Consider the following 14,495-nt stretch of genomic DNA (forward strand, 5'->3'; position numbering starts at 1 on the left):
GGGAGTTGCTCACCCGGCCCACCCCCACCAAAGCCACACCTTCCCGACCTCGACAGAGGTCGATCAAAAGTGTTCTGATGATCACATTCATCGATCATCTTCTGAACAGCTTCTGATTGAAGATCAGAGAAATGGGGTCCCGTGCGGACTGCTCGCGGCTCGGCCATCCTGCTGGCGATGGGGGTCCTCGGGGCCTCCGCCCTGGCGACGGGATGCGACGGCACACCGAGCAGACCCACCGCCACCACCGGCACCACCCCGCCCAGCCCCGCCCCGAGCACCACCACCGAGGCCCCCGCCCCGCCACCGCCCGCTCCCACCCCCACCTGGGACGGCCAGGTCAAGGTGCTCGGCGACGGCTCCACCTCCGACACCGGCCCGCAGCCCAAGCAGCCCGTGCCGGAGAAGCTCAAGCCCGGGGAGAAGCCGCCGCAGTTCGTCGTCTTCTCCTGGGACGGGGCCCTGGAGGGCGACGACCGCCAGTTCTCCCGCTTCCGCAAGCTCGGCGCCGAGAATAACGCCCAGATGACCTTCTTCCTGAGCGGCCTCTACACCCTCCCCAAGTCCAAGAGCACGCTCTACAAGCCGCCGCAGCACAAGCCCGGCGACGCCTCCATCGACTACGCCACCGACCCCCACATCAAGGACACCCTGGAACAGCTGCGCCTCGCCTGGCTCGACGGCAACGAGATCGGCACCCACTTCAACGGGCACTTCTGCAACGCCAAGGGCGGCGGCGAGTGGAGCACCGAGGAGTGGAAGAGCGAACTCGACCAGGCCGTCTCCTTCGTCACCAACTGGAAGACCAACACCGGCTTCAAGGACCTCCCGCCGCTCCCCTTCGACTACACCAAGGAACTGGTCGGCGGCCGCGCCCCCTGCCTGGAGGGCCAGAAGAACCTGCTGCCGGCCGAGAAGGCGACGGGCTTCCGCTACGACGCCAGCTCCCCGGGCGAGTTCCAGGTCTGGCCGACGAAGAAGGAGGGCATCTGGAACTTCCCGCTGCAGCTGCTCCCCACCCCCGGCAAGTCCACCCAGAGCCTCTCGATGGACTTCAACTTCCTGGCGAACCAGTCCGGGAACACCACCAACGGCGACCCCAAGAAGTACGACACCTGGGAGAAGGAGACCCGCGAGAGCTACCTCGCCGGCTTCGAACGCGTCTACAACGGCAGCCGCGCCCCGCTGTTCATCGGGAACCACTTCGAGTCCTGGAACGGCGGCATCTACATGCAGGCCGTCGAGGACGTGATGAAGGGCGTCTGCAAGCGCGACGGCGTCCGCTGCGTCTCCTTCCGCCAGGTCGCCGACTGGCTCGACGCCCAGGACCCGAAGGTCCTCGACCAGCTCCGCCAACTCGACCCCGCCCAACCGGCCGACTGGTCCCGCCTGGCCAAGTAGCCCGGCGGACCGCCACCGGAGACCCGGCGCCCGTGCGCCGGCGCCGGGTCTTCGGCCGGACCGCCGTGGCTGGGGCGCGGTCAGCCGCTCGCGGTGAACAGGCCGTTGAGCTCCGGGTAGTCGATGGTCCGCCGGAGGGAGTCGTAGCCGCCGGCGCGGTGCAGGTCGAGTGCCGCCTGCCGTGCGGCGGCGTAGGCGGCCTGGGCCACCCCCGAGCCGAGGCTGACCCGGGCCACGCCCAGGGCCCCCAGTTCGTCCACCGGCGCGGTGCCCGGCCCCGCCATGATGTTGAGGGGCACCGTCAGACCCGCGGCCAGGTCCCTGATGACGCCAGGGTCCGTGACACCGGGGACGAAGATCCCGTCCGCGCCGGCGTCCACGTAGGAGCGCGCCCGTCCCAGCGTCTCCCGCAGCCGGGTGGCGGGGTCGCCCAGCCCGAGCAGGTAGGTGTCGACACGGGCGTTGACGAACAGGTCGACGCCCGCCCGCCGCGCCGCACCGCGGGCGGCCGCGATCCGGTCGGCAAGGGTGCCCGGCGGGCGGGTGCCGTCCTCGATGTTGACGCCCACCACGCCGGCCTCCAGCACCCGCGTGACGGTCTCCGCGACCTCCGCCGGGCTCTGTCCGTAACCGCCCTCGATGTCAGCGGTCACCGGGACGGCGACCGCCGCCGCGATCCGGGCGATGGCCTCCAGCACCGGGCCCCGGGGCACGCGGTCCCCGTCCGGGGCACCGAGCGACCAGGCCACCCCGGCACTGGTGGTGGCGATCGCGGCCGCCCCCGCGGCCTCGATGACGCGGGCACTGGCCACGTCCCAGGCGTTCGCGAGCGCGAGCGGGCGAGCGGGAGTGTGGAGGGAGCGGAAGAGCGCGGACTTGCTGGCGTTGATCATGCCCTCAAGGCAACCAGCGGCCGCCACCGTTGTCCGGCGGAAAACCGACACCAACGACCGCAAGCCCAGGCCGCCCGAGCGCCGGGCGGGGCAGCCGCGGGGCAGCCGCGGAGCGTCGCCGGCAGGGGGCCAGGGCTAAGGGCGCTACGGCCAGGGGTAGCCCACCTGTTCGGGTTCGTAGCCTCCGCAGAGCTCGGCGGTGGCACGGGGGTCGCCCGCGGTCAGCCGCGCTTCGAGGCGCTCGGCCTGGTCCGACGGGTCCTCCGCGGAGATCGGGAGGATCATCGAGAACTGGGCCCAGGGCAGACCCGTCTCCTCCCGGCCGGGGGGATGCCGCAGGATGACGTCGATCCGGTCGGGTTCCAGGCGGGAGGCCCAGACGGCCTCCACCTCGCACTCCCACCTGGCGAGCCAGTCCTCGCGTCCCCTCAGCCCTTCCTCCAGCAGCGTCGCGACCACTGCCCCCGGCCACTCCCAGCCGCGGTCCGCTTCGGCTCGCAGCACCTCGGCCTCGTACTGGTCCGCGGCGAACCGGAACTCCGGCAGGTCGAAGCCCCGTTCGGCCGGGTCGCGCCAGCCCGCCCAGACGACGTGCTCCCCGTCCCGACCGACCGTCACGTACAGGGTGCTGCAGCACTGTTCCAGGCCGCACCCGGACACACCGAGCCGGACCTCCCGGGGCACGGCCGTGGCGTGCAAGCGCCCGCCCCGGCCCAGGAGGTACCGGGGACCTGACCCGATGAACCGGGGGCCGCCCGACTCCCTGTTGCGGAGGGTCAGTTCGGCCAGGAGGTCCCGGCCGCTGACGACCGGGCGGACCTCCAGGTAGCCCTCGCCGGGCGGCGGGCAGAGGATGTTCAGGTCGAGGATGTCCGGTTCCGTGGCCACCGGCCCATGATCCCGGAGCCTTCCACCGCTGTCATGCGGATTTCGCCCGGCCCGCGCCCAGGGCGGCGGTTCGGACCGCCCCTGGCCCTCTCCGCCCCCGGGGAGGGAGCCTCCGCGCTGCCGTTCGGTGCGTGGGTGGGGCGCGAACTGTCGTGCTAGCTTCACCGGATGGGGCGACGTGGGGTGGCGGGGCGGGCGGCGATCGAGGGGGTGCGGGAGCTTGCCGGGGCGGGCTTGACGGCGCCCGAGGTCTTCCGGCGGGCGGATGAACTGCTGCGGCCGGTGCTGGAGTTCGACGCCGTGTGCTGGCACACCGCGGATCCGGCGACGGGGTTGGTGAACTCGGTGCAGAGCGAGGACCTCACCCTGGACGCGTTCGAGCACGCCGTGCGGCTGGAGGTGTGGGCGGACGACGTGGCGACCTTTCCCGAGATCCGGCGCAGCGGGGTGCAGGCCGAGACGCTGAGCCGGGCGACCCGGGGGTCGCTGCGGGAGAGCGTGCGGTTCCGGGAGCAGGTCAGGCCGGCCGGGTTCGGGGACGAGTTGCGGGCGGTGTTCGACGCGGCCGGCGGCATGTGGGGGTGCGCGGCGTTCCTGCGGGCTCCGGACCGCGGTCCGTACCTGGAGGGCCAGCGGCAGCTCGCCGACGCCGCCGCCCGGCACCTGGGCCACGCGCTGAGGGCCTGTCACGTACCGGCCGGCCCGCCCGAGGAGGCGGATGCCGGGCCGGCGGTGCTGGTGCTGGACCGGCGCAACCGGCTGCAGGCGCTGTCCGGACCGGCCGAGGAGCTGCTCGCCCGGCTGGCCGACCCCACCCCGACCTCGTTGACCGTCCCGACCGGCGTGGCGATGGCCGCCGAGCAGGCCCGCCGGGCGGCTCACGGGCTGCCCGTCCCGCAGGCCCCGGTGCGGGTGTGGAGCCGGGACGACCGCTGGTACCTGCTGCACGGTTCCGCCCTGCGCGACGGCGGGGCGGCGGGCGCGGTGACGGTGGTGGCCTCGCCCGCCTCGCCGGCCGAGGTGATGCCGCTGTACCTGGCCGCGTACGGGCTGACCGCCCGCGAGCGGGAGGTGGCGCTGCTGCTGGTGCGCGGCGGCGACACCCGGGACGTGTCCCGGGCCCTCGCGATGACGCCGTACACGGTGCAGGACCACCTGAAGTCGGTGTTCACCAAGACCGGGGTGGGCAGCCGCCAGGAGCTGATCGCGCGGATCATGCTCGGCGAGGGGCGCTGCTGACCCGCGCCGTGCGGCCGGCCCGAAGGCGCCCTCCCGACCGCCGCGCGGCGGTCGGGAGGGCGCCGTGCCGGGCGGGCGGACGGGGTGTCAGCCCCAGTTGCCCACCAGCGGGATGTCGCCCGGGTTGCCGAACTTCCTGCTGTAGACCACCAGGTCGGAGTTCTCGGCGGCCCCGTAGAAGGTCTGGTCGCCGGGCCGGTACACGCCGATGGTCTCCTTGCCGCTGCCGTCCCAGTCGCCCTTGACCGGGCGGTCGCCGGGGTTGCCGAACCTGACGCCCGGGCGCGGGTGTTCCGTCTCGTTGGAGTCGTTCAGGTAGAAGGTCTGGGTCTGCGGGTCGTAGACGGCGACGGTGGTGGTGCCGTTGCCGTCCCAGTCGCCGACCAGCGGCTTCCAGCCCTCGTTGCCCAGCTTGATCCGGTACCTGACGGTGGCGTTGTCGTCGGACAGGTAGAAGTACTGGTCGCTGGGCCGGTAGACGCCGACCGTGCTCCGTCCCTGCCCGCTCCAGTCGCCGACCAGCGGGACGTCACCGGGGGCCCCGAACGGGAAGGTGGCGGCCACGGTGGCGTTGTCGTAGGACAGTTGGAAGGTCGCGGTGTCGCGGTGGTAGACGCCGACGGTGTCGGTGCCCGGCCCGTTCCAGTGGCCCGTCAGCGGGACGACGTCGCCACCCCCGCCGCCGAACACGGCCTGGCCGGTGTACCAGCCGTTGTGGGCGGCCTGGCCGAAGCTGCCGTCCGAGGGCCGGTACACGCCCACCGAGGCGGGCGCCGGCGTGGGCGTGGCGTCGACCACGGCCTTGCCGATCCTCTTCTGCGCCGCGACGGTCAGCGGCACCTTGTTCGGCTGGTCCGGGCCGAGCCAGCGGAAGTTCTGCAGGTAGACGACCCGGGGGTCCTGCGCGGCGATCGCGCGGTACTCGGCGTTGTACGCCGCGATGTCGGCGTCGGTCTTGCCGGAGTAGCAGCCGTCGGCGACCCGGTACTCGTTGGTGGACTCCGGGAAGAGCATCAGGTGCTGGTCCGGCGAGGAGAGGAAGGTCTTCAGGTTCGCCAGCAGCCGCTGGATCTCGCCGCGGCCCTCGCAGTAGTAGTCGAAGCCGACGATGTCGACCGTGGACGGGATCGGCGCGGTCTGCTCGGCGTTCCAGCGGTCGAGGCTCATGATCAGCGTCTTGTCCGGGAACGCGGCCCTGATCTGCTCCGCCTGCGTCTGGACCTGCGCGGGGCTCAGGCCGTGCGAGTAGGGCTCGTCGCTCACGTCGACGGCACCGATCTTGTCGATGTTCGGCCCGATGCGCCGCACCAGGTTCAGGAGGTTCCGCGCGGCGTTCGGGTTCGGGTCGACGGCCCAGGAACCCGGCGAACGCGGGACCACCGTCTCCTGGTTGAGGTCGATCACGCAGGCGGCCGGCCGGCACTGGTCCAGGAACTCCAGGCGGGGGTCCTGGTCGCGCAGGTAGTTGTTGAAGTTGGTCCACTGCGCCACCTCCGGCGCGTGGTTGGCGCTGAAGTTCGGCTCGTTCGGGTCCCGGATGTCGAAGAACCCGTAGTAGCCGAGCCCGCCCAGCATGGAGACCCGCAGGTCGTCCGCCGTGGTGACCTGGCCGGCCGCCGAGTGGTGGGCGCCGAGCGAGACGTAGCCGTCGCGGGGCAGCTTGGCGGCGGTGCGGCCGGAGAACACCGTCGTGCCGTTGACCCTGACGGTCGCCTGCTGCCGGTCGCCGGTCGCCAGCGCGGCCGACACCTCGTAGGAGCCGGCCGGCTGGACGGCGGGCAGCGCGGTCGGGGTGCCGCCCTGGAAGAGCGTCAGCCCGCCGTCGGCCTGGACGCGCAGGCCGAGCGCGATGTCCTCGGCGTCGACGGCGCCCGTGCCGCCCGAGGCGTTGCCGACGGCGAGGGAGGCCCAGTCCTGGCCGGAGGTGCTGCCGACCACGGGGGTCAGGACGGCGTGCACCGTGTAGGCGCCGCTCTGGACGTCCGAGGTGGCCGGCTTGTTGAGGCGGACCGCCGAGGTGCCCTTGGGGAAGGAGAGCACGTTCGGGTGGGCCGGGCTGTTGACCTGCACCGAGCCCGCCGGCGGGTCGAGGGCCAGGCCCTTGACGCCCGACACGGCGGTGTAGTTGGCGGAGATCAGGCTCGGCTGGCGGGCAGCCAGGTCCTGGTTGAGGCCGTGGTCGGCGGTGGCGTTGGGCGCGCCGTCGAAGGTGTCGACGAACGGCTTGGCGCTGCGGGTGGCGCTGGTGTCGATCCGGCTGACGTTCAGGCCGTGGCCGGCGCCGTCACCGAAGGTGGTGACGCGGTTCGGGTCGGAGAGGTACGCGCCGAGGTAGAGGAACTCGCTGCCCGGCCAGCGGGTCACCCCGGCCGGCGCGGAGACGGTGAACGGGGTGCCGTTCACCGTCAGGGTGACGGCGCGGTCGGCGCCGGTGGAGACGGTGAGCGAGACGGCGTACTGCGCCGTGGGCGCCACCGTGCCGGTCCAGAAGGGGTTCTCGCCGCCGCCACCGTGGAAGAGGGCGAGCTTGCCGCCCGAGGTGACGGTCAGGCCGAGGTCGACGTCGCCGCCGGTCACGTAGCCGTTGCCGCGGTGGCTGCGGCTCAGCACGATCGAGCCCCAGTCGGCGCCGCCGGTGTCGCCGACGACCGGGTCGACCACCGTCGAGACGGTGTAGTGGCCGGTGCCGTCCGCGACGGCGGGCGCGCCGAGCATGATCGCGGAGACGCCCTTGGCGAACAGCAGCCTGTCGGGGTGGTCCGGATGACTGGTCTGGACGAACCACTGGTCGGGCGCGGTCGAGGTGTCCCAGCGGCCGGAGACCCGGGTGTAGGAGATCCCGTGCTGCCCGGGCGGGGGCGACTGCCGGGCGTCGAGGCCGACGTTCAGCCCGTACAGCGGGTCGGTGTCCTGGGCCGGGTCCAGCCGGAAGGTGTCCGCGAAGGCGCGCGTGGTGGTGAGGTCCACCGGGGCCGGGCCGGACCCGTCACCGGCCGGTGCGCCGGGTGCTGAGCCGGCGGGTGCTGAGCCGCTGGGTGCTGAGCCGACGGGTGCGGCGGCCGCCGTGGTGGGTGCGAGGCCCGCGGGCAGCAGTGCCAGCGCGAGCGCCGAGGCGCCGGCGAGCAGCCCGCGGCCCAGGCGTTGAGTGAGTATCACCGAGTGTTCGTCTCCCGGTCGTCGAATCGGCGACGCGGGTGTGCGCCCCCGAGGGGAGAGCGGACACAGCGGTGTCGTACCCCAGCTCAGCGACCTTCCCCCCGGGCGGGATCATAGAGGGTGGGTACGAACGGCCGCGCCGGGTGTTCCGGCGCGGCCGTGGGCGGGTCGGCTCGTTCACCCCCCGTAGGGCGTTGACAGCTCGTACCTCATGACACCTCGTGGGGCGTTGGCACCTGGTGGCTCGTCACACCTCGAAGGGCGTGATCGTCTGCTCGGCGCGCCCGTCGAAGACCTGCGCGGTCACCGGGTCGCCGCTGCCCCCGGAGGTGCTGGAAGTCATGGCCCAGCCGGTGGAGTTCACCACGGCCTCGTTCATCACGTCGTACGTCCACTGCTGGGCGGCCGAGCCGTCACACGCGGCGGGTGTGATCTGACCGCCGACGGAGGACGGCGCGGCCAGGCATTCGTTGCCCTCGGCGCTGCGCATGCTGCCGTCGCGGGCGAAGACGAACAGCTGGTTGCCGTTGGGCGATTCGGCGCAGCCGTAGGTGATCACGCCGGTGGCGCCGCCGCGGTCCAGACAGGCGCCGTTGGTGAAGCGCAGGGGCCAGCGGGCGGACTGGCCGAGACCGGTCTCGGTGATCAGCGTCCCGTCGTCCTGCTTCTGCTGCCGGACCATGTCCTGACAGGTGCCGCTGGTCGACGTTCCCGTGTTCTCGGCGGTGAGGGTGCCGCCGTTGCCGGTCATCTTGCCCCACCGGTTCTCGGCGTACGCGTTGTCGTCGCACACGTACCGGGAGTCGTTCCAGTCGAAGTACTCCACCCAGCTGCTCCAACTGTGCTGGATCTTCGAGGAGTTCGGCAGCAGGGCCTCGCCCAGGACGAAGCTGGTGCCGGCGGTCTCGTCGCTCACGGTGACCTTCGCCCAGTGGGTCACGGGGTCGATCTCCACGTGGAAGGCGTAGGTGTCCCCGGTGACGGGACGGCCGTGGTTGACGGTGGTGTTGGAGCACTGCAGGTGCTGACCCTCACCCTCGTTGTTCCAGCAGTGCGAGCCCTCGGTCCCGTCCTTGAACTGGAGGTCCTTGTCGGCCCAGGTCGACCAGAGGAACTGTCCGCTGTTCTGCTTGCCGAGCTGGAAGCCGGTGTAGGAGAGGTTCCCGTCGAAGTTGAACTGGTGCGCCCAGTACACGTCGCCGTCTCCCGGACTGGTGACCACGGTGTTGCGGAAGTCGACGTCCGTCACGGTGTCGGTGGTGTTGAAGGTCCAGTCCGAATAGGCGCCGGGCGTCTGACCGGTGGCCGTGATACCGGCGGCCGCCGGCAGGGCGGACGGCGTCGGAACGGCCTCGGCCGTCACGGCTCCGGTCCAGATCCCGGAGAGGGAGAGAAAGGCGGCGACGGTCGCCGGCCAGGCGGACGGGCGGGTTCGAGGACGGGCTGGGAATGACACGTGGGGCTCCTTGGGAGAATCGGGAGAAATCGGGCGGTCGAGCATCCACAAGATTTCTCCGGCCGGAGGCGCGCGGCAATCGGAAGCACTACGGAGCGTGACGGATTTCCTGCCGGATCCGCCCGAACGCCCTGGTCAGCGGGACGGTCCTGCGGGAGGTCCGGGCAGGGGCGGGCGGCGCGTGGGACGACCAACCGGACGCATCCGGCGACCGCCGTCCGGAGCATGGCCGGGCCGCGCCATGACGGTCAGTTGGGATCGTTTTCGGTCAGGTCAGTCGATGTATCGATCTGGATCTATCAGCGACCTGATCACCGCCGCTAAGGTGCGGCGCGTCCCCGCTGTTACACCCTCCCCGCGCCGCACCGACGGCGGGGAGACGACCGATCGGAACGGTGTCGCCGTGACCACGATCCTCCGCAAGCTGATGACCCGTACGGGGAGGGCGGCCGCCACGGTCGCCGTGCTCGCGGCCGCCCTCACCGGCACGACGGCGGCCGGCACGGCCTCCGCGGCCTCCTCAGCCCCGGCGGCCGCCGCAGCCGGCGGCTGGAGCTGCTCCGGGGCGCCCGTCCCGGCCGGCTACGTCATCACCATGTACAACGCCGGCGGCTGCAACAACCACGGCTCGTGGTACCAGCGGCCCGCGCAGGACCGCCTCTGGACCTGCTCCGGCTCGCCGATCGTCTCCGGCTACGTGCTGACGAACTACGACTCCCAGGGGTGCAGCGGCGTCGGCGCCTGGTACCACGAGCTGGTCCGCAACGGCGTCTGGACCTGCCCGTACTCGCCGATCCCGGCCGGGTACCGCAGCACCACCTACGACGCGCGCGGCTGCAGCGGCCTCGGCGCCTGGCTCACCGTGAAGATCTGAGCACCGGGAACCGCAGGACGGGACAGCAGTGGGCGACGGCGCGCGCCGAGCACGGGGGCGAACCCGCGCGCCCGCCCGACCGCCGTCCCCTCAGAACCGCAGGTCCATCCGCTGCTCGACCGCGTCGACGCCGAACTTGCGGGCCGGGCGGGAGACGGTGAGCTCGAACCCGGCCGTCGCGTAGAGGTGGTGGGCGGCGCCGAGTCCCTCGACCGTCCAGAGCAGCACGCCCTCGTACGCACGGGCCCGGGCCTCGTCCAGGGCCGTCTCCAGCATCCGGCGGCCCAGCCCCCGGCCCCGGGCGTCCGGGTCGAGGATCACCCACCGCAGCTGGCCCCAGCCGGGGCGCTCCTCCGCCCGGACGAGACCGGTGGCGCCGACCACCCGGCCGTCGATCTCGGCGACCCACAGGCGGCCGGGTGCCGCGCCGCCCTCACGGGCCCGGGCCAGCACCAACTCGGCCATCCCGGCGGCGACATAGGCCTCCATGGTCGCGTCCATGCCGTACTCGCGGGAGTAGAGGACGCCGTGCAGGGCGGAGACGGCGCCCAGGTCTCCGGGCCGGAGGGCCTCGCGGATGGTCGCGGCTCCGGGTGCGGTGGCGGCCATGCGGCGTCCCCTTTCACTGAAACACTCGTTTCAGTGAAACGATAGAGCACGTGTCCGCTCCCACCAACGCGCCCTCCCGCCCGTCGCCTCATCCGTCATCCCCTCGGCGCGCGTCGGCCCGGCAGCCGTCCCCGCGCCGCGAGGACCTCCTCGCGGCGACCGTCCGCTACGTCGCCGAGCACAGCGTGTCCGACCTCTCCCTCCGCCCCCTGGCGGCCGGGATCGGCTCCAGCCCGCGCGTGCTGCTGTACCTGTTCGGCTCGAAGGAGCAACTGGTCCGGGAGGTCCTGGCGGTCGGACGGGCCGAGCAACTCGCGCTGCTGGAACGGTCCGAGGCCGAGGGCGGCAGCGCCCGCGAGACCCTCGACCTGCTCTGGGAGTGGCTGACGCAGCCCGAACACCGAGGGGCACTGCGGCTGTTCTTCGAGGGGTACGTCCGCGCCTTCGGCCGGCGCGAGCCGTGGCCGGACTTCGGCACCGCCTCGCTGGAGGAGTGGCTGCCACCGCTGGAACGCGTCCTCGACGGCACCCGGGCGAACCCCACCGTGGTGCTCGCCGTCCTCCGCGGCCTGCTGCTGGACCTGCTCGCCGGGGTCGACGACGAGTCCGACAGCTCCGACAGCTCCGACGGGTCCCACGCCCGGCGCGTCCACGCCGCCTGGCACGCCTTCCTCGACGCCGCCCTCGCCTGAGCCCCGGCCCGGGCGACGGATCCCGTCGGCCGACAGATGTCGCGCACCGGCGGATGCCGCGGTCCCGACGGCCGCACCTCCGGCCGGGTCCGTCCCCTGCGCGGACCCGACCGGCAGCCCATGCGGCGCGTACGGGACTGACGCGTACGCCTGTCCCGTGCCGTGGGGATCGAGCCTAGGCAGGGGCGCTTACCGATCGCTTACCAATCACTGACGGCTGCGGCCCTCGACCGGTACGGCCCCGGCAACGGCCCCGGCCCGGCCGCTACCGGACGTCGCTCAGCTCCCGCGCCTCCGTGAGCACCCGCGCGGCCGACTCCGGCAGCCCGGCCGCTTCGTAGGCCCGGCCGAGCGCCCGGAGCGCCTCCGCGAGGAAGGAGCGCCAGCCGCGGGCGCGCCACACCAGCACGGACTCCTCCAGGTGGGCGACGGCCGAGGCGTGGTCCCCCGCCGCCAGGTCCAGCTCCCCGAGGATGCCGAGGGCCTGGGCGAGGTGGTGCCCCAGGTCGAAGCGGCGGGCGATGGCCAGCGCGGCCTCGGCCGTCTCCCGGGCGCGGCCGTCGCCGGTGGCCGCGTACAGCGTGGCCAGGTACAGCAGCGAGAACGCCTCCACGTAGCGGTCCTTGAGCGAGCGGGCCATGGCGAGCGAGCGCAGGAGCAGCTCGCCGCCCCGCTCCACCTGGCCGGCCCGGCCGTGGGCGGCTCCCAGGAACTGGATCGCGGTCGCCTCGAAGCGGGTGTTGCCGATCAGCCGCGCCAGCCGCAGCGTCTCGGTGAGGTGCTCGATCGTGCGGTCGAGGTCCGTCTCCCCGTGGGCGATGGCGATGATCTGGTGCGCCCGGGCCTCGCCGCCCGGGTGGTCGTGGGCGGTGGCGAGGTCCAGGGCACGGTGGCCGGCGTCCAGGGCCTCCTGCGCGCGGCCCTGGGCGACCAGGCTCCAGGCCGTCAGGACGAGGGCGTCGGCGGCCCCGCGCACCTCCCCGGCCTCCTCGAACAGGCGCCGCAGGTGCCGCGCCCGCTCCTCCAGGGCGACCATCGTCTGGGCGCCGTCCGCCAGGTCGACGGCCGTGCCGGAGCCGTCGGCCGGGGTGGTCCAGGTCGTCACCTCGATCAGGCCGCGGGTGAGCACGGCGGTGCCCAGGCCGTCACCGGCCGTCCGGCAGGCCTGGAGGACGGCCAGGTGGGTGGTGCGCCACTCGTCGTACAGGCCGCGCACGTCGCAGTACTTCTCCTGGCAGGCGGCGAGGTCCCAGGCCACCGGCACCATGCGCAGCGCGGCGGCCTGCCGGGCGCTCGCGTCCAGGGCCGGCTGCTCGGCGTCGAACCAGGCCATCGGGTCGTCCAGCAGCGCCGCCGCGACGCCGGACGGCATCGGGTGGCGCGGCGCGGTGCCGTGGATCGGCGCGAAGCACGGCCCGGGCACCTGGTCGGCCGCCTGCTCGGCCAGCCAGAGCCAGGCGCCGAAGGCCCGTCCGAGCGCGGCGGTGCGGGCGGCCGGCTCGTCCGCGGCCTCGGCGTGCTCGCGCGCGTACAGCCGGACGAGGTCGTGGAAGCGGTAGCGCAGGTGCGGCTCCGTGCCGGTCTCCTGGAGGAGCTGGGCGTCGATCAGCTCCTCCAGCTGGCGCTCGGCCCGCTCCGGCGGGATGTCGGCCACCGCCGCCGCGACCCACGGCGCGAAGTCGGGCGCGTCGAGCAGTCCGAGCAACCGGAACGTCCGGCGGGTCGGCTCCGGCAGCCGGGCGTAGCCGACGGCGAAGCCGGCCCGTACGGCCAGGTTCCCCGCGGCCAGTTCGTCGAGCCGGCGCCGTTCGTCGCGCAGCAGGTGCGCGAGCCGGGCCAGGGTCCAGCGCGGCCGGGCGGCCAGCCGGGCCCCGGCGATGCGGACGGCCAGCGGCATGCCGCCGCACAGCTCGACGATCTGGGCGGCGGCCACCGGTTCGGCGGCGACCCGGCGGTCCCCGAGGATGCGGCGCAGCAGCGTCCGGGCGTGGGGCGCGTCGAGTTCGTGCAGGTCGACGAGGTGCGAGCCGGGCAGCGCCGTGAGCGCGGCGCGGCTGGTGACCAGGACGGCCGGGCGGTCCGGCCCGTGCCCGGCCGGGTCCGCCGGCGTGCCCGGGAGCAGCGGGCCGATCTGCTGCTCCCCGGCGGCGTTGTCGAGCAGGACGAGCGTACGGCGGCCGGCCAGCAGCGTGCGGTACAGCGCGGAACGCTCCTCCAGGGAGGCCGGGATCTCCCGGGGGTCCGCGCCCAGGGCGCGCAGGAAGGCGGCGAGGACACCGGCCGGGTCGGCGGGCGTCTCGTCGGCCCCGCGCAGGTCCGCGTACAGCCGGCCGTCCGGGTAGTCGACGGCGGCGCGGTGGGCGCTGTGGACGGCCAGCGCCGTCTTGCCGATGCCGCCCATCCCGGCGATCACCGGCACCCGACCGGCCGCCAGGGCGTCCAGGACGAGCCGCACCTGCTCGTCACGACCGGTGAAGTCCGGGATGTCGCGCGGGAGTTGGGAAGGCACCCGGGACCGCCCCGGAACGGCGCGGGCGTCCTCCCGGTCGTGCGCCAGCAGCGCCAGGAAGACGCCCTGCACCTGCTCGCCCGGCTCGATCCCCAGCTCCTCGGACAGCCGCCGGCGCAACGCCTGGAAGCGGCGCAACGCCTCCGCCGCCCGCCCGTCCGCCGCCAGCAGCTCCAACAGGGCGGCCTGCACCGGCTCGTCGTACGGGTACTCCTCGGCGAGCGCCGTCAGCGCGGGAACGGCCGTCCGGGCCGCCCCGTCGGCCTGCGCGGCCCGGGCCAGGGCCAGGACCGTGGCACGCACCTCGTCCTCCACGGCGGCCACCAGCGGGTCCTCCCGGTTCACCCGCTCCAGCCCGGCCAGCACCGGCCCGCGCCGCAGCCCGATCGCCCCGGCCATAGCCCCGTCGGCGGCGAACCCGCGGAACCGCCCGAGGTCCACCGCCCCCGGCCCGGTCACCAGCCGGTACCCCTGCGCGTCCGACTCCAGCACCACCGACTCGTCCCCGAACCCGCCGAGCCAGCCGCGCAGCCGCGACATCCCGGTGTGCACCGCACCCCGGCCCACCCGGTCCGCCTGCCCCGCCCACACCAGCTCCAGCAGCCGCCCCACCGACAGCCGCTCCCCCTCCGCCAGCAGCAGGACCCCCAACAGCCCCCGCAACACAGCGGCCCGCGGCAACGCCTGCGGCACGGAGTCCACGGCGACCGCCAGGGGCCCCAACAGCCCGAACGTCATCTTCATCCGCTGCATCCGCTTCAGTCCCTCAGAGCCCACG

The 14,495-nt window shown here is 73.6% G+C and carries 10 protein-coding genes; 4 read left to right on the top strand and 6 right to left on the bottom strand.

The window, feature by feature from the left end:
• Positions 1 to 177 precede the first annotated feature (177 nt).
• Entirely contained in the window at positions 178 to 1,401 is a 1,224-nt protein-coding gene (locus ACFVU7_RS16820; protein ID WP_380739473.1) for a hypothetical protein, read from the top strand.
• Positions 1,402 to 1,481: 80 nt separating this feature from the next.
• On the opposite strand, the gene ACFVU7_RS16825 is transcribed toward ACFVU7_RS16820, so the two are convergent.
• Together ACFVU7_RS16825 and ACFVU7_RS16830 are read right to left on the bottom strand one after the other, a co-directional pair.
• Complete coding sequence (locus ACFVU7_RS16825) at positions 1,482 to 2,294, bottom strand: isocitrate lyase/phosphoenolpyruvate mutase family protein (protein ID WP_388045673.1); 813 nt, start codon at positions 2,292 to 2,294, stop codon at positions 1,482 to 1,484.
• 144 nt (positions 2,295 to 2,438) lie between these two features.
• Positions 2,439 to 3,182, bottom strand: coding sequence for a hypothetical protein (locus ACFVU7_RS16830; protein ID WP_388045675.1), 744 nt, complete (start codon positions 3,180 to 3,182; stop codon positions 2,439 to 2,441).
• Positions 3,183 to 3,350: 168 nt separating this feature from the next.
• Here ACFVU7_RS16830 and ACFVU7_RS16835 point away from each other — a divergent pair, with 168 nt between their 5' ends.
• A complete protein-coding gene (locus ACFVU7_RS16835) occupies positions 3,351 to 4,421 on the top strand; it encodes a LuxR C-terminal-related transcriptional regulator (protein WP_387824114.1) in 1,071 nt (356 codons plus the stop codon).
• An 87-nt stretch (positions 4,422 to 4,508) separates the two neighbouring features.
• Here the strand turns inward: ACFVU7_RS16835 and ACFVU7_RS16840 are convergent, their stop codons facing one another.
• The gene (locus ACFVU7_RS16840) at positions 4,509 to 7,577 is read right to left on the bottom strand and encodes a hypothetical protein (RefSeq protein WP_388045677.1); all 3,069 of its coding nucleotides are present in this window, start codon (positions 7,575 to 7,577) and stop codon (positions 4,509 to 4,511) included.
• A 247-nt stretch (positions 7,578 to 7,824) separates the two neighbouring features.
• Positions 7,825 to 9,033 carry an RICIN domain-containing protein gene (locus tag ACFVU7_RS16845; RefSeq protein WP_388045680.1) on the bottom strand — a complete coding sequence of 403 codons (1,209 nt, stop codon included), beginning with the start codon at positions 9,031 to 9,033 and terminating at the stop codon, positions 7,825 to 7,827.
• Positions 9,034 to 9,436: 403 nt separating this feature from the next.
• Between ACFVU7_RS16845 and ACFVU7_RS16850 the strand changes: the two genes are divergently transcribed.
• On the top strand, positions 9,437 to 9,907 hold the full coding sequence (locus ACFVU7_RS16850; RefSeq protein WP_388045682.1) for a hypothetical protein: 471 nt from the start codon (positions 9,437 to 9,439) through the stop codon (positions 9,905 to 9,907).
• Between the two features lie 90 nt (positions 9,908 to 9,997).
• On the opposite strand, the gene ACFVU7_RS16855 is transcribed toward ACFVU7_RS16850, so the two are convergent.
• Positions 9,998 to 10,516 carry a GNAT family N-acetyltransferase gene (locus ACFVU7_RS16855; protein WP_388045684.1) on the bottom strand — a complete coding sequence of 173 codons (519 nt, stop codon included), beginning with the start codon at positions 10,514 to 10,516 and terminating at the stop codon, positions 9,998 to 10,000.
• 50 nt (positions 10,517 to 10,566) lie between these two features.
• Here ACFVU7_RS16855 and ACFVU7_RS16860 point away from each other — a divergent pair, with 50 nt between their 5' ends.
• On the top strand, positions 10,567 to 11,208 hold the full coding sequence (locus tag ACFVU7_RS16860; RefSeq protein WP_388045685.1) for a TetR/AcrR family transcriptional regulator: 642 nt from the start codon (positions 10,567 to 10,569) through the stop codon (positions 11,206 to 11,208).
• 265 nt (positions 11,209 to 11,473) lie between these two features.
• Here the strand turns inward: ACFVU7_RS16860 and ACFVU7_RS16865 are convergent, their stop codons facing one another.
• The gene (locus ACFVU7_RS16865; protein ID WP_388045687.1) at positions 11,474 to 14,461 is read right to left on the bottom strand and encodes an ATP-binding protein; all 2,988 of its coding nucleotides are present in this window, start codon (positions 14,459 to 14,461) and stop codon (positions 11,474 to 11,476) included.
• Positions 14,462 to 14,495: the final 34 nt, after the last annotated feature.

It is taken from the genome of Kitasatospora sp. NPDC058046 (assembly GCF_042885595.1).
Lineage (GTDB): Bacteria > Actinomycetota > Actinomycetes > Streptomycetales > Streptomycetaceae > Kitasatospora.

Excerpts from the sequence above, each read along its gene's own strand:
- ACFVU7_RS16855 (WP_388045684.1), bottom strand. The coding sequence starts at position 10,516 with ATGGCCGCCACCGCACCCGGAGCCGCGACCATCCGCGAGGCCCTCCGG.
- ACFVU7_RS16835 (WP_387824114.1), top strand. The coding sequence starts at position 3,351 with ATGGGGCGACGTGGGGTGGCGGGGCGGGCGGCGATCGAGGGGGTGCGG.
- ACFVU7_RS16865 (WP_388045687.1), bottom strand. The coding sequence starts at position 14,461 with ATGAAGATGACGTTCGGGCTGTTGGGGCCCCTGGCGGTCGCCGTGGAC.
- ACFVU7_RS16820 (WP_380739473.1), top strand. The coding sequence starts at position 178 with ATGGGGGTCCTCGGGGCCTCCGCCCTGGCGACGGGATGCGACGGCACA.
- ACFVU7_RS16825 (WP_388045673.1), bottom strand. The coding sequence starts at position 2,294 with ATGATCAACGCCAGCAAGTCCGCGCTCTTCCGCTCCCTCCACACTCCC.